Source organism: Pseudomonas sp. MWU349 (assembly GCF_017947325.1).
In the GTDB taxonomy this organism is placed as follows: domain Bacteria; phylum Pseudomonadota; class Gammaproteobacteria; order Pseudomonadales; family Pseudomonadaceae; genus Aquipseudomonas; species Aquipseudomonas protegens.
Window position 1 is genome coordinate 757,313 of sequence record NZ_JAFEVP010000004.1, and the last position, 13,706, is coordinate 771,018.

Sequence of the window (13,706 nt, forward strand, 5' to 3'; positions counted from 1 at the left end):
AAACAAGCCGAGGATTATACCCGAGCTATGACCTCACGCGCCAGTTGAGGTCGGGTTTGATGCGGGAACATTGCGTTTTAGAAGCTCAACCAGCTGTTTTTTCTCTTCGCTGCTGAGCTCGCTTTGACGCGATTTCCTGAGAAGTTGCTCTAAAACACGCTCGCGTTGGCGAGCTGACAAGCTATTAATGGTGTCGAAAAACTGTTGTTCAAGGTTATCTCCGTCGATCAGCCATTCTTTTTCCGCCAATGCGGTGAGCAGATGCCCTTGCTGGGTGCCGTGCCAGCGCGCCATCAATTGATGAATAGAGCGTAGCTTAGGATTTTTCTGCACGGCTTCGATCAGAGCCACCAGCAACTGGGTATTGGTGTTGTCGTCATCGGCAAAATGCCCGGCATCTTCAACTTTTTCTGCCAGTTGCGGGTGATGCAGCAAAGTGCGCAAGGCTGAAAGGGTAGGCGGTTCCACGGCAGCGGGAATGCGCGGGCCGCGTGGCTGGTCGCGATCGCCCTGGCGCTTGCCCTTGCCGTTCTTGTCCCAGGGTTTGTTTTCCCACTTCTTGCCGCCGGCATTTTTCTTTGGCGTCCACTCTTGTTGTGGGGTGTACGCCTCCTGATGCGGCTCATGGTAGTCGGCGTAATCCGGCATCGCGTCGTAATCGATGCCTGCGTCGTAGGCGGGTGGCGCTTCGGGCGGTGCGCTGTGGGCCAATTGGTTGACCGTTTCGTTGGTCAGGCCGGTGATTTCGCTCAGGCGCTGGCGCATCAGGGTGCGCAGATTGGCCCCGGGGATTTTCTCGATCAGTGGCGCGGCCAGGGTCGCCAGATGGGCCTTGCCTTCCAGTGAGCGCGGGTCGGCTTCATCGATCAGCTGCTGGAAAAAGTAATCGGCCAGCGGTTGTGCATGCTGGTTGATTCGGGCGCGGAAGGCATCTGTGCCTTCGGAGCGGACCAGGGTGTCCGGATCCTCGCCTTCGGGAAGGAACAGAAAGCGCGCGCGGCGCCCGTCCTGCAGGCAGGTCAGGGTCGCCTCCAGGGCGCGCCAGGCGGCCTTGCGTCCCGCCTGGTCACCGTCGAAGCAGAACAGTACGTTGGGTACGATGCGGAACAGGCGCTTGAGGTGTTCTTCGCTGGTGGCGGTACCCAGGGTGGCCACGGCGTTGCGCAGGCCTTGCTGGGCCAGGGCGATGACGTCCATGTAGCCCTCGACAACGATGATTTCGTCGAGGTTGCGGTTGTTCTTGCGGGCTTCGAACAGGCCGTAGAGCTCCTGGCCCTTGTGGAAGACCGGAGTTTCCGGGGAGTTCAGGTATTTGGGCTTGTCGTCTCCCAGAACCCGGCCACCGAAGGCGATGATTCGGCCGCGGGTGTCACGGATCGGGAACATCACCCGGTCGCGAAAGCGGTCATAGCGCTTGCCGGTCTCGGCGTTCTCGATCAGCAGGCCGGCATCGATCATGGCTTTCTGCTGCAGGGTGTCGCTGCTCAGGTGTTTGAACAGGTTGTCCCAGCCAGGCGGAGCGAAGCCCAGGCCGAAGTCCCGGGCGATCTCGCCGGTAAGGCCGCGCCCCTTCAGGTAGTCGACCGCAGCCTTGCGCGCTGGATGGCTTTTCAGGGCCTGGCGGTAGTAGTCGGCGGCGGCGGTGAGCAGCGGATACAGCGGTGAGTCGGTGGGTTGCCGAGGCTTGCGCTGGCCGCGGCTGCTCTCTTCGCGGGGGATTTCCATGCCAGCCGCCTTCGCCAGTTCCTCGACGGCCTGGGGAAAGTCCAGGTTGTCGTGGTCCATGATGAAGCCGAGGGCGTTCCCGCCTGCGCCGCAGCCAAAGCAGTAGTAGAACTGCTTGTCGGGGCTGACGCTGAAGGAGGGGGTCTTTTCCTTGTGGAAGGGGCAGCAGGCGGTGTAGTTCTTGCCGGCTTTCTTGATTTGCAGGCGCGAACTGACGACATCGACGATGTCGGTGCGGTTCAGAAGGTCGTCAATAAAGCTCTGGGGAATAAGCCCGGCCATGGCGTTCTCGTCATCACTGCGCGCAAAGATAGCCCTGGCGACACTGTCGAAAGTTCAGGTGGCGGCCAAGCGTGAGGTTGCGCGGCTCGACCCTGGTTTTCGGCGTGATCGCAGTCGGGAAGTGTATCTGCCGAACGTCCACTGACGTTAGTTTCAATCAGTATTCGACTATTTGAAGGTGTTGCGCTGAGTCCGACAGTGGCTTTGGGCTGGCCTCGGATAGCTCATTAAGCGGGCGCTGGAGAAGGGCGCCTTGGGCTGATCGTCTGTAGGAATCAGATAAGGGTGTGCTCGTCAGTAGCCTTGGAAGGCTCGTCAGAAAAGACGTGCACCGCTGGCAAGAAGCCAGGTCTGACGTGGTGAAGCAGAATCGTCTGGGTCGCATGGGCGGCTTCGACGGTGAAGCATCAAGCGTATTCCGCAAATGCCATTAGCCCGGCTGAGGGCCGGGCTTGGCAGAAGCTTGCAACGAACGTCTGTGTATTAGTACAGACGTACGGCGCGGCGCTGTTCGCGCTGAACTTTCTTGGCGTGACGCTTAACAGCAGCAGCTGCTTTGCGCTTACGCTCAGAAGTCGGCTTCTCGTAAAATTCGCGGCTACGAACTTCAGCCAGAACACCGGCTTTTTCGCAGGAGCGCTTGAAACGACGCAGAGCTACGTCGAAGGGTTCGTTCTCTTTAACTTTGACGGCTGGCATCCAGAGCTACCTTCATTCATTACCGGGGTCAACGTTCTCGTCGCAAAAATCGCGGCTGAGGTCGTCGGTTTTTAAGGGTTGCGGATGTTAACCCCTCAACGCTCGGAATGCAAAGCCTCTGATCGAAAACCGCTGGTCGGGCGCGGGAGTGGCGACTATTATGCGCGCCTTCGAATTCAGCCTCTACAAGGCGCAAACCCATGCTAGTACTGGGATTAGAAACGTCCTGCGACGAAACCGGCGTCGCGTTATACGACAGTGAGCGGGGCCTGCTGGCCGACGCGCTGTTCAGCCAGATCGACCTGCATCGCGCCTACGGTGGCGTGGTGCCGGAGCTGGCCTCCCGGGATCACGTCAAGCGCATGCTGCCCTTGATCCGCCAGGTGCTGGCCGAGGCCGACTGCGTGCCTACCGAGATCGACGCGATTGCCTACACCGCTGGCCCCGGCCTTGTCGGTGCCTTGCTGGTGGGGGCTTCCTGCGCCCAGGCGCTGGCCTTTGCCTGGGGCATTCCAGCCCTGGGCGTGCACCATATGGAGGGCCACCTGCTGGCGCCGATGCTGGAGGAGCAACCTCCGCAATTCCCGTTCGTCGCTTTGTTGGTGTCCGGTGGTCATACCCAGTTGGTTCGGGTCGATGGTATCGGCCAATACGAGTTGTTGGGCGAGACCCTGGATGACGCCGCAGGCGAGGCGTTCGACAAGACGGCGAAGATGATCGGCCTGAATTATCCGGGTGGCCCCGAGATTGCGCGCCTGGCGACCCAGGGCGTAGCGGGGCGCTTTGTCTTTCCACGGCCGATGACTGATCGCCCGGGGCTGGATTTCAGCTTCAGCGGCTTGAAAACCTTCGCCTTGAACACCTGGCAGCAGTGCGTAAGCGCTGGAGACGACGGCGAGCAAACCCGTTGCGACATCTCTCTCGCGTTCCAGCAGGCGGTGGTGGAGACTCTGACCATCAAATGCAAGCGTGCCTTGAAGCAGACCGGTCTCAAACGCCTGGTTATTGCGGGGGGCGTAAGTGCCAACAAGGCGTTGCGCGCTTCGCTGGAAAAGATGCTGGCTGAAATGAAGGGCAATGTGTTCTATGCCCGTCCCGAGTTCTGCACCGACAACGGAGCGATGATCGCCTTTGCCGGTTGCCAGCGCTTGCAGGCCGGGCAGCAGGAAAGCCTGGCGATCAGCGTGCAGGCGCGTTGGCCTATGGAGCAGTTGTCAGCCCTCTGACTTCATGCGGGGAGGCTCAGGCTGGAGCCTTTTCATCTGAGGGATTCAAAAATGCCGTTCGCGCCCGGCAAACAGGTCGCGTAAATTGCCGCGGTGGCGCCAGACGATCAGCAGTGTCAGCACGCTCATCGGCAATAGCGCCTCCGGTTCCTGCCAGGCCAGCAGTGGCAAGGTCAGGGGGGTGGCGATCAGCGCGGCCAGTGAGCTGGTGCGAGTGAGATAGAAGGTCAGCGCCCAGGCGGCGATGGCCAGCAGCGCGGCCGGGGGGTAGAGCCCCAGCAGCATGCCGGCGGCGGTGGCGACACCCTTGCCACCGCGGAAGCGGAAGTACAGTGGGAACAGATGGCCGAGGACGGCATAGAGCCCGACCCAGGCCTGTTGTTGCAGGGACAAGCCCGCGAGGTGGGCGATCAGCACAGGCACCAGGCCTTTGCACAGGTCTCCCAGCAGGGTCAGGACTGCGAGTTTCTTGCCGGCCAGGCGCAGCATGTTGGTGGCGCCGGCATTACCCGAGCCACTCATTCGCGGGTCGGGATTACCCGTAAGGCGGCTGAGCAAAATGGCGAAGGACAGAGAGCCGAGCAGGTAGGCGAAAATCGCCAGTAACCAAAACATGCTAACTATTCCGGGCGAGGAAGCCCTGATTCTAACGGCGCATTGCGCCCTTGTCGTGCTGCGGAGAAGAGTGCTTGGACAGAGTGTTTATCGAAGGACTGGAAGTGGACACCGTGATTGGTGCCTACGACTGGGAGCGCGGCATCCGACAGTGCCTGCGTCTTGATCTGAGCTTTGCCTGGGACAATCGCCCGGCAGCGGCTGGAGATGATCTGACGCTGGCATTGGACTATGCCAGTGTCTCCACCCGGATTCAGGCGTTTGCCGAGCATGCCCAGTATCAGTTGGTGGAAACCTTTGCCGAGCGCCTTGCCGAGGTTCTGATGAATGAATTTCACATTCCTTGGTTGCGCTTGAAACTGACCAAGCCTGGCGCCGTCCCGGCTGCCTCGGGTGTGGGTGTGGAGATCGAGCGCGGATGTCGCTGACTCAGGTGTATCTGGGGCTCGGTAGCAATATCGAGCGTGAAGTTCATCTGCGGGCCGGGCTCGATGCCCTGGCCGGTTTTCTGGTGGATATGCGTTGCTCGCCGGTGTTCGAAAGCCAGCCGGTGGGGATCAAGAGCGGCCCGTTCTTCAACCTGGTGGTGACGGCTTTTACCGACTTGCCTTTGATCGAGCTGGACCGGCGCCTGAAGTTCATCGAGGCCGATAACGGCCGTTATGCCCCTGAACGTAAAGGCCTGCCGCTGGATATCGATGTATTGCTCTACGGTGAACTGACCGGCAATTTCGATGGCCTGATCCTGCCCCGGGCAGAGATTCTGAAGAACGCCTTCGTGCTCTGGCCGCTGTCGCTGATGGCGCCCGAGCGGGTGCATCCGCTGGCGGGCAAGAGCCTCGGGGCGCTCTGGGCCGAGGCGCAGATCGATCAGGTGCTGGCCCCGGTCGCCTTCGAATGGCGGGGCATGCAACTGACCCCTCCAGACCTGTAGCTACCCTCGGCTAATCGCGGGCCAGGCGGGGTGGTCCGCGACTTGCTCAAGGCGCGTGCTGTTCCTTGTAGGCCTTGATGGCCTTCAGTCGTTCCAGCCTTAGCGCCTCGCCCAGTTGCGGCCCCTTGAACCCCTGTTCCAGCAAGGGTTGAACCGCCACCTTGCGTGCCGCCTCGGCGGCTCCTCGCAGGTAATCGGCCTGCGGATAAGGCCGCGACTCCAGCCCAAGACGGCCGCGAGCATCCATTTCGCATGCCGCGATGAACTCTTCGAAACGCTGTGGGCGTCGGAACACGTCGAAACTTTGCAAGAGTTCCAGGAGTGTCGAGGCCTTGAGTTCCAGGGCCTTGTGGCCGTGGGTATGGTACTGGCCCACCAGCAGTGCCAGCTCCTGGCATTCCCGGGGCGCCTTGAAGCGTTCATTGACCGCCTTGATCAGTTCCAGGCCGGTGCGCTCATGGCCAATGTGCCGTGGCCACTCCTCCTTGGGTGTCAGCCCCTTGCCCAGGTCGTGGAGCAGGCAGGCCCAGCGCACGCTGAGGGGCTGCTGATGCAGCGCGGCTTGCAGCAAAACGCTGAGGGTGTGCGTGCCGGTGTCTATTTCCGGGTGGTGGGCCGCGGGCTGAGGTACGCCGAACAGTGCGTCGATCTCGGGCATCAGCACCGCCAGCGCGCCGCAGTCGCGCAATACCTGGATAAAGACCTGGGGCTGGTCCTCCATCAGGGCGCGCGATATCTCTTTCCAGCTGCGTTCGGCCGTCAGGGCCTGAAGCTCACCGGATTCACTGAGTTCGCGCATCAGCTCGAGTGTCTCTGGCGCCACGCGAAAACCCAGCCCGGCGTAGCGGGCGGCGAAGCGGGCAACCCGCAGTACTCGCAGGGGATCTTCGGCGAATGCCGGGGAAACGTGGCGTAATAGCCGTTCTTCAAGGTCCTTCTGACCGTTGTAGGGATCGGTGAGGCGGCCCTGTTCATCTTCGGCCATGGCGTTGATGGTCAGGTCGCGACGGATCAGGTCCTCTTCCAGGGTGACTTCCGGGCTGGCATGGAAGGTGAAGCCGCCATAACCCCGCCCACTCTTGCGTTCGGTGCGGGCCAGGGCATATTCCTCGCCGCTCTTGGGGTGCAGGAACACCGGGAAGTCCGCGCCCACGGGGCGAAAGCCCTTGGCGAGCATCTCCTCTGCACTGGCACCCACTACCACCCAGTCGATATCGGTAACCGGCCTGCCGAGCAGGCGGTCGCGCACGGCGCCGCCGACTTTGTAAATCCGCATAAAAAAACCTCCGTTAGCGCGACAGGATAACCCTTGTATCGCGCATCCGGAGGCTTGTTATCGGGCTTAAAGGTGGATAACCGCCAGGTCGAGGCGACCGTAGTCGTTTTCGTTGTGATCGCTCTTTGGCGGTACGTGGTGGGTTTTCATCACCTGATCGCCCTGCAGGGTTTCCAGGTGAATGTCGAAGCCCCAGAGGCGGTGCAGGTGCTTGAGCACTTCGTCGGTGGAATCCCCCAGGGGTTTACGGTCGTGTTGCTGATGACGCAGGGTCAAGGAGCGGTCGCCCCGGCGGTCGATGCTCCAGATCTGCACGTTGGGTTCGCGGTTGCCCAGGTTGTATTGCGCGGCCAGGGTTTCACGGATGATCCGATAGCCGCTTTCATCATGGATAGCCGGTACCAGCAGGTCGTCCTTCTGGTCGTCGTCCATGATGCTGAACAGCTTGAGATCGCGGATGACCTTGGGCGACAGGTACTGCAGGATGAAGCTCTCGTCCTTGAAGCTGCTCATGGCGAACTTGATGCTCGACAGCCAGTCGGTGCCGGCCAGTTCCGGGAACCAGCGCCGGTCCTCTTCCGTGGGCTCCTCGCAGATGCGCCGGATGTCGCGGTACATGGCAAAGCCCAGGGCATAGGGGTTGATGCCGTTGTAGTAGGGGCTGTCGAAGCCTGGCTGGAATACCACGCTGGTATGGGAGGTGAGGAATTCCATCATGAAGCCATCGGTGACCAGGCCTTCGTCGTACAGGTCGTTCATCAAGGTGTAGTGCCAGAAGGTAGCCCAGCCTTCGTTCATCACCTGGGTCTGGCGTTGCGGGTAGAAGTACTGGGCGATCTTGCGCACGATGCGCACGATCTCGCGTTGCCAGGGCTCCAGCAGTGGCGCGTGTTTTTCGATGAAGTAGAGGATGTTTTCCTGAGGTTCGGCGGGGAAGCGCGCATTGTCCTTGTCGCTGTACTTGTCCGCGCCCTTGGGAATGGTGCGCCACAGGTCGTTGATCTGTTTCTGCAGGTGTTCCTCCCGGTCTTTCTGCCGGCGCCGTTCTTCCTCGGCGGAAATCGGGTAGGGCCGCTTGTAGCGGTCGACACCGTAGTTCATCAAGGCATGGCAGGAGTCCAGCAGATCTTCCACGGCATCGATGCCATGGCGCTCCTCGCATTGCATGATGTACTGCTTGGCGAACACCAGGTAGTCGATGATCGAGCTGGCATCGGTCCAGGTGCGGAACAGGTAGTTGCCCTTGAAGAAACTGTTGTGGCCATAGCAGGCGTGAGCTACCACCAGCGCCTGCATGCAGATGGTGTTCTCTTCCATCAGATAGGCAATGCAAGGGTCGGAGTTGATGACGATTTCGTAGGCGAGGCCCATCTGGCCTCGGCTGTAGGATTTTTCGGTGCTGAGGAAGTGCTTGCCGTAGGACCAGTGGTGATAGCCCAGGGGCATGCCCACCGAGGCATAGGCGTCCATCATCTGCTCGGCGGTGATCACTTCGATCTGGTTGGGATAGGTGTCCAGGGCATAGCGGGCCGCGATACGGCTGATTTCACGGTCGTAGGCCTGGATCAGCTCGAAGGTCCATTCCGAGCCGGTGGAGATGGGTTGGCGCTTCTGCTCTCTGGCGGTCATGTCACTAACCTGCGCTGGAAGAGTTCACGGAAGACCGGATAGATGTCTCCGGCCGAAACCAGTTGCTGCTGGGCGAATGTATCGGAAAAGGCCTCGGCGATGCGCTCGTACTCGAACCACAGGGCCTGGTGCTCGCGCGGGGTGATTTCCACGTAGGTGTAGTACTGCACGAACGGCATGATCTGGTTGATCAGGATGTCGCGGCAGATCGGCGAATCGTCGTTCCAGTTGTCGCCATCGGAGGCCTGGGCGGCGTAGATGTTCCACTCGTTGCTAGGGTAGCGCTCGGCCATGATCTCCTGCATCAGCTTCAGGGCGCTGGAGACGATGGTGCCGCCGGTTTCCCGTGAATAGAAGAACTCCTCTTCGTCCACTTCCCGGGCACTGGTGTGGTGGCGGATGAACACGACGTCGATCTTGTCGTAGTTGCGCTTGAGGAACAGGTACAGAAGGATGAAGAAACGCTTGGCGATGTCCTTGGTGGCCTGGGTCATGGAGCCGGAAACGTCCATTAGGCAGAACATCACCGCCTTGGAGCTGGGGTTGGGCTGTTTCACCAGCAGGTTGTACTTGAGGTCGAAGGTGTCGAGGAAGGGCACGCGGTGAATCCGGGCACTCAGGCGCTCGATTTCCGCCTCAAGCTCCTGGATATCACCGAAGTTGTCCGGTTCTTCCCGCTTCAGGCGTGCCAGTTCTTCCTTGGCTTCGCGCAGCTTGGCCCGGCTGCTGCCGGACAAGGCAATGCGCCGCGCGTGGGCCGAACGCAAGGTACGGATGATATTGATCCGAGCCGGGTTGCCTTCGTTGCTGATCCCGGCTCGTACGGTCTTGAAGGTGTCGGTGCCGGTCAGGTTGCGTTTCACCAGGTTGGGCAGTTCCAGGTCCTCGAACATGAATTCGAGGAATTCCTCCTGGGTGATCTGGAACACGAACTCGTCCATGCCTTCGCCGGAATTGCCGGCCTTGCCCCGGCCGCCACCGCCCCCACCGCCGCCTTGAGGCCTGGCAATGTGCTCGCCGGCAGTGAATTCCTTGTTGCCAGGGTGAACCACGGTCTGCTTGCCGCCACGGCCGTGGTGCAGCACCGGCTCGTCGATATCCCGTCCGGGAATGCTGATTTGCTCGCCATGCTCCATATCGGTGATGGAGCGCCGGCTAACCGCCTCTTCGACGGCCTTTTTAATGTGGTCACGGTAGCGCCGCAGAAACCGCTGGCGGTTTACCGTGCTCTTGTTCTTGCCATTGAGACGTCGGTCGATCACATAGCTCATGGGCCCCTCCGGGGAGCTTCAAGACATAAGCTTCAAGCGGTAGGCAGCGTTGCAGCAGAGCCCGCAAGGGCTCTACGGCAAGGTGCCCGCAGCTTGGGGCTAGAAGCTTGCAGCTGCTTTACTGCGACTTTCTGACCCGCAGATACCATTCGGATAGCAGCCGTACCTGTTTGTCGGTGTAGCCGCGCTCGACCATTCGTGTGACGAAGTCGTTGTGCTTCTGCTGATCCTCCTTGCTCGCCTTGGCGTTGAAGCTGATGACCGGCAACAGGTCCTCGGTGTTGGAGAACATTTTCTTCTCGATGACCACCCGCAGCTTCTCGTAGCTGAGCCAGGTGGGGTTCTTGCCATTGTTGTTGGCCCGGGCGCGCAGGACGAAATTGACGATTTCGTTGCGGAAATCTTTCGGGTTGCTGATCCCGGCCGGTTTTTCGATCTTTTCCAGTTCCTCGTTGAGGGCCACGCGATTGAGGATTTCGCCGGTCTCCGGATCGCGGTATTCCTGATCCTGGATCCAGAAGTCCGCATAGAGCACGTAGCGGTCGAAGATGTTCTGGCCGTACTCGCTGTAGGACTCGAGGTAGGCGGTCTGGATCTCCTTGCCGATGAATTCGATGTAGCGCGGTGCCAGGTATTCCTTGAGGAAGCGCAGGTAACGCTCGCGGGTTTCGGCCTGGAACTGTTCCTGCTCGATCTGCTGTTCCAGCACGTACAGCAGGTGCACCGGGTTCGCCGCCACTTCGTGAGGGTCGAAGTTGAAGACCTTCGACAGAATCTTGAAGGCAAAGCGAGTCGACAGCCCGTTCATCCCCTCATCGACGCCGGCGCTGTCACGGTATTCCTGGATCGACTTGGCCTTGGGATCGGTGTCCTTGAGGTTTTCGCCGTCATACACCCGCATCTTCGAGTAGATGTTGGAGTTCTCCGGCTCCTTGAGGCGTGAAAGCACGGTGAACTGCGCCAGCATCTTCAGGGTGTCGGGGGCGCAGTGGGCCTTGGCCAGGGAGCTGTTGAACAGCAGCTTGTCGTAGATCTTCACCTCATCGGTGACCCGCAGGCAGTACGGCACCTTGACGATATAGATCCGGTCGATGAAGGCTTCGTTGTTCTTGTTGTTGCGGAAGGTGTGCCATTCCGACTCGTTGGAGTGGGCCAGCAGAATGCCGGTAAACGGGATCGCCCCCAGGCCTTCGGTGCTGTTGTAGTTGCCTTCCTGGGTCGCGGTCAGCAATGGGTGCAGCACCTTGATCGGTGCCTTGAACATTTCGACGAATTCCATCAGGCCCTGGTTGGCCCGGCACAGCGCCCCGGAGTAGCTGTAGGCGTCGGCGTCGTTCTGGGGGAATTCTTCCAGCTTGCGGATATCCACCTTGCCCACGAGGGCCGAGATGTCCTGGTTGTTCTCATCCCCAGGCTCGGTCTTGGCCACGGCAATCTGGTTGAGGATCGACGGATAGAGCTTCACCACCCGGAACTGGCTGATGTCGCCTCCGAACTCCGACAGGCGCTTGGTGGCCCAGGGCGACATGATGGTGTTGAGATAGCGCCGGGGAATGCCGAAGTCTTCTTCGAGAATCGCGCCATCTTCCGTGGCGTTGAACAGGCCCAGCGGTGATTCGAAGACCGGAGAGCCCTTGATGGCGTAGAAGGGCACTTTCTCGATCAGTTGCTTGAGTTTCTCGGCGAGGGATGATTTACCACCGCCCACCGGCCCCAGCAGATAGAGGATCTGTTTCTTTTCTTCCAGGCCCTGAGCGGCATGACGGAAGTAGGAGACGATCTGATCGATGCATTCTTCCATGCCATGGAAGTCTTCGAACGCCGGATAGCGGCGGATCACTTTGTTGGAGAAGATTCGCGACAGCCTCGAATTGGTCGAGGTATCCAGCAATTCGGGCTCGCCGATGGCCAGCAGCAGGCGCTCGGCGGCCGAGGCGTAGGCGCTTCGATCCTTCTTGCACAGCTCCAGGTATTCCTGCAGCGAAAACTCTTCCTGGCGTGTGGATTCGAAGCGTTGTTGGAAGTGGCTAAAAATACTCATGACGTCACCTCGCTCGATACGTGGAGCCGGCGTCGGATCAGTCAGTCAAGTGCTGGCATGCAGCTGAGTTTCCAGCTGCTGTTTACCCCCCAGAACACTTTCAAAGCTATCGACCTTGAAAGCTAGTACCGATGACCCGCTCGCCGGTGTACCGGCTCTCCCCTGATTTGGATGGCCTGAGGCTAAGGATAGTTCGGAATCCGGGAGGTCAAGGCGAGATGGGGAATTAGTTGCCCGCTACCGTTCGTCTGGTACTGCGTCAGCCCGCGTCGTACGCGGGCTAGAGCGTCGGAAAAAAATTATTCAGGGTTGCCCTGAGCGGTTTCCGCTGGATAAGTGCTGCGCCACAGTTCGAAGCCGCCGTCCAGGCTGTAGACGTCGGAAAAGCCCTGGCTGACCAGGTAGGCCGCCGCGCTCTGGCTCGAGTTTCCGTGATAGCAAACCACCACTAGCGGAGCGTCGAGGTCAGCCGCGCGAATGAAGTCGGAAATAGAGTGATTGTCCAGGTGTTGCGAGCCACTGATGTGGTTCAGCGCGTAGGTTTGCGGATCGCGGATGTCCACCACCACGGCACCTTGCTCGCGCAGTGCCTGGGCCTGTTCTGGGGGGATGCGTTTGAATTCGCTCATGGCGGGCTCCTGGAGCTTGATAATCAGCGCCGGCTAGCGCTTTGCCGGTGCCGGCAGGGGTTCGGGGGAAACAGCGGCGGTGCGGCCTTGGGCATCGCAGTCGCAGGTCAGGCGTGTGCCGCTATCGACATTCAGCAGGGTCATGGCCCCGCCCCAGACGCAGCCGCTGTCCAGGGCAAAGATGCCGGGCTCGTTGCAGCGGCCTTCCAGGGCTGCCCAGTGGCCGAAGATGATCTTCAGGTCGCGGGTCTTGCGCTCCTTGTGGCTGAACCAAGGGGCATAGCCCGGTGGCGCGGTGTCCAGGCCTTCCTTGCTCTTGAGGTCCAGCTTGCCGTCGCTGGTACAGAAGCGCATGCGAGTGAAGTAGTTGGTGATGACCCGCAGGCGGGTCACGCCTTTGAGATCACTGTCCCATTTCGCTGGATCATTGCCATACATGCCGTCCAGGAAGGGGTCGAGGAGGTTGTCGTCGCGCAACGCTTCTTCGACCTCGGCGGCACATTTCTGGGCTTTTTTCAGCGACCACTGGGGGGCTATGCCGGCGTGGACCATGGCGATGTTGCGGGCTTCGTCGTAATGCATCAGCTTCTGCTGGCGCAGCCACTGCAAGAGCTCCTCGCAATCGGGAGCCTCCAGGATCTCGCGCAGGGTGTCGGATTTCTTCAGGCGCTCGACGTTGCGCCAGGCGGCCAGCAGATGCAGGTCGTGATTGCCCAGCACGCAGACCAGCGAGTGGCGGATCGAATGCAGGTAGCGCAGGGTTTCCAGCGACTGCGGGCCACGGTTGACCAGGTCGCCCACCAGCCACAGGCGATCCCGGGCAGGGTCGAAGGCTACTTGTTCAAGCAGGCATTGCAGAGGTTCCAGGCAGCCTTGCAGGTCGCCGACGGCGTAGGTCGCCATCAGTGCAAGGCTCCGGGCACGGCCAGGCGGAAGGGCGCAATGATGGCATCGAACTGTTTGCCATCCTCGGCGAGCATCTGATAGCTGCCCTGCATGTTGCCAACCCGGGTGGTCATTACCGTGCCGCTGCTGTAGGTGTGGCTTTTGCCTGCGGCGATCAGCGGTTGCTGGCCCACCACGCCGGCACCACGGACCTCTTCGACATGCCCGTCGCCATCGGTGATCACCCAGTGCCGGGACAGCAGCTTGGCTGGAAGCGAGCCGTTGTTCTGTACGGTGATGGTGTAGGCGAAAGCGAAGCGGTTCTGCTCGGGTTGCGATTGGTCTGCCAGAAAGCGAGTGACGACGCTGACGTCGACCTGGTAACGAGGATCGGACATGCAAGAGGCCTTTAAAGCAAAGCGGGACGCGGGACAGGACTGATGGAAGCCAGTCTAGGTCAAGTATCGGGTAGTAGACCAGACATCCCGTCTGGC

General features: G+C 60.4%; 13 protein-coding genes. 3 read left to right on the plus strand and 10 right to left on the minus strand.

The window, feature by feature from the left end; all coding sequences use genetic code 11:
- Positions 1 to 33 precede the first annotated feature (33 nt).
- The gene (dnaG, locus tag KCG88_RS19835) at positions 34 to 2,007 is read right to left on the minus strand and encodes a DNA primase (protein ID WP_210712950.1); all 1,974 of its coding nucleotides are present in this window, start codon (positions 2,005 to 2,007) and stop codon (positions 34 to 36) included.
- Positions 2,008 to 2,490: 483 nt separating this feature from the next.
- Positions 2,491 to 2,706, minus strand: coding sequence for a 30S ribosomal protein S21 (rpsU, locus tag KCG88_RS19840; protein ID WP_002551877.1), 216 nt, complete (start codon positions 2,704 to 2,706; stop codon positions 2,491 to 2,493).
- Positions 2,707 to 2,906: 200 nt separating this feature from the next.
- On the opposite strand from rpsU, the gene tsaD reads away from it, so the two are divergent.
- Entirely contained in the window at positions 2,907 to 3,932 is a 1,026-nt protein-coding gene (gene tsaD, locus KCG88_RS19845) for a tRNA (adenosine(37)-N6)-threonylcarbamoyltransferase complex transferase subunit TsaD (RefSeq protein WP_011063838.1), read from the plus strand.
- 45 nt (positions 3,933 to 3,977) lie between these two features.
- Here the strand turns inward: tsaD and plsY are convergent, their stop codons facing one another.
- Complete coding sequence (gene plsY, locus KCG88_RS19850; RefSeq protein ID WP_019094979.1) at positions 3,978 to 4,547, minus strand: glycerol-3-phosphate 1-O-acyltransferase PlsY; 570 nt, start codon at positions 4,545 to 4,547, stop codon at positions 3,978 to 3,980.
- Between the two features lie 74 nt (positions 4,548 to 4,621).
- Here plsY and folB point away from each other — a divergent pair, with 74 nt between their 5' ends.
- A complete protein-coding gene (gene folB / locus KCG88_RS19855) occupies positions 4,622 to 4,975 on the plus strand; it encodes a dihydroneopterin aldolase (protein WP_011063836.1) in 354 nt (117 codons plus the stop codon).
- Positions 4,966 to 5,481, plus strand: a complete 516-nt coding sequence (gene folK / locus KCG88_RS19860) for a 2-amino-4-hydroxy-6-hydroxymethyldihydropteridine diphosphokinase (protein WP_047289586.1) — start codon at positions 4,966 to 4,968, stop codon at positions 5,479 to 5,481. The genes folB and folK overlap by 10 nt, the downstream gene beginning before the upstream one ends.
- A gap of 46 nt (positions 5,482 to 5,527) precedes the next feature.
- Here folK and KCG88_RS19865 read toward each other — a convergent pair whose 3' ends face one another.
- The 7 genes from KCG88_RS19865 to apaG all read right to left on the minus strand — a co-directional run bounded on the left by KCG88_RS19865 (position 5,528) and on the right by apaG (position 13,610).
- A complete protein-coding gene (locus tag KCG88_RS19865) occupies positions 5,528 to 6,757 on the minus strand; it encodes a multifunctional CCA addition/repair protein (protein WP_210712951.1) in 1,230 nt (409 codons plus the stop codon).
- 66 nt (positions 6,758 to 6,823) lie between these two features.
- Entirely contained in the window at positions 6,824 to 8,386 is a 1,563-nt protein-coding gene (locus KCG88_RS19870) for a SpoVR family protein (RefSeq protein WP_011063833.1), read from the minus strand.
- Positions 8,383 to 9,657: a YeaH/YhbH family protein gene (locus KCG88_RS19875; RefSeq protein ID WP_011063832.1), complete on the minus strand. Its 1,275-nt coding sequence runs from the start codon at positions 9,655 to 9,657 to the stop codon at positions 8,383 to 8,385. The genes KCG88_RS19870 and KCG88_RS19875 overlap by 4 nt, the downstream gene beginning before the upstream one ends.
- Positions 9,658 to 9,775: 118 nt before the next feature.
- Positions 9,776 to 11,698, minus strand: coding sequence for a PrkA family serine protein kinase (locus KCG88_RS19880; RefSeq protein WP_011063831.1), 1,923 nt, complete (start codon positions 11,696 to 11,698; stop codon positions 9,776 to 9,778).
- 299 nt (positions 11,699 to 11,997) lie between these two features.
- Positions 11,998 to 12,327, minus strand: a complete 330-nt coding sequence (glpE, locus tag KCG88_RS19885) for a thiosulfate sulfurtransferase GlpE (protein WP_011063830.1) — start codon at positions 12,325 to 12,327, stop codon at positions 11,998 to 12,000.
- Positions 12,328 to 12,360: 33 nt separating this feature from the next.
- A complete protein-coding gene (locus tag KCG88_RS19890) occupies positions 12,361 to 13,230 on the minus strand; it encodes a symmetrical bis(5'-nucleosyl)-tetraphosphatase (protein ID WP_210712952.1) in 870 nt (289 codons plus the stop codon).
- Positions 13,230 to 13,610: a Co2+/Mg2+ efflux protein ApaG gene (gene apaG, locus KCG88_RS19895; protein WP_025131262.1), complete on the minus strand. Its 381-nt coding sequence runs from the start codon at positions 13,608 to 13,610 to the stop codon at positions 13,230 to 13,232. Before apaG ends, KCG88_RS19890 begins: the two co-directional genes overlap by 1 nt.
- Positions 13,611 to 13,706: the final 96 nt, after the last annotated feature.

Bases quoted from the DNA above. Each gene is read 5' to 3' on its own strand.
- plsY (WP_019094979.1), bottom strand. From the start codon at position 4,547: ATGTTTTGGTTACTGGCGATTTTCGCCTACCTGCTCGGCTCTCTGTCC.
- apaG (WP_025131262.1), bottom strand. From the start codon at position 13,610: ATGTCCGATCCTCGTTACCAGGTCGACGTCAGCGTCGTCACTCGCTTT.
- KCG88_RS19875 (WP_011063832.1), bottom strand. From the start codon at position 9,657: ATGAGCTATGTGATCGACCGACGTCTCAATGGCAAGAACAAGAGCACG.
- folK (WP_047289586.1), top strand. From the start codon at position 4,966: ATGTCGCTGACTCAGGTGTATCTGGGGCTCGGTAGCAATATCGAGCGT.
- KCG88_RS19880 (WP_011063831.1), bottom strand. From the start codon at position 11,698: ATGAGTATTTTTAGCCACTTCCAACAACGCTTCGAATCCACACGCCAG.
- KCG88_RS19870 (WP_011063833.1), bottom strand. From the start codon at position 8,386: ATGACCGCCAGAGAGCAGAAGCGCCAACCCATCTCCACCGGCTCGGAA.
- glpE (WP_011063830.1), bottom strand. From the start codon at position 12,327: ATGAGCGAATTCAAACGCATCCCCCCAGAACAGGCCCAGGCACTGCGC.
- tsaD (WP_011063838.1), top strand. From the start codon at position 2,907: ATGCTAGTACTGGGATTAGAAACGTCCTGCGACGAAACCGGCGTCGCG.
- KCG88_RS19890 (WP_210712952.1), bottom strand. From the start codon at position 13,230: ATGGCGACCTACGCCGTCGGCGACCTGCAAGGCTGCCTGGAACCTCTG.
- dnaG (WP_210712950.1), bottom strand. From the start codon at position 2,007: ATGGCCGGGCTTATTCCCCAGAGCTTTATTGACGACCTTCTGAACCGC.
- KCG88_RS19865 (WP_210712951.1), bottom strand. From the start codon at position 6,757: ATGCGGATTTACAAAGTCGGCGGCGCCGTGCGCGACCGCCTGCTCGGC.
- rpsU (WP_002551877.1), bottom strand. From the start codon at position 2,706: ATGCCAGCCGTCAAAGTTAAAGAGAACGAACCCTTCGACGTAGCTCTG.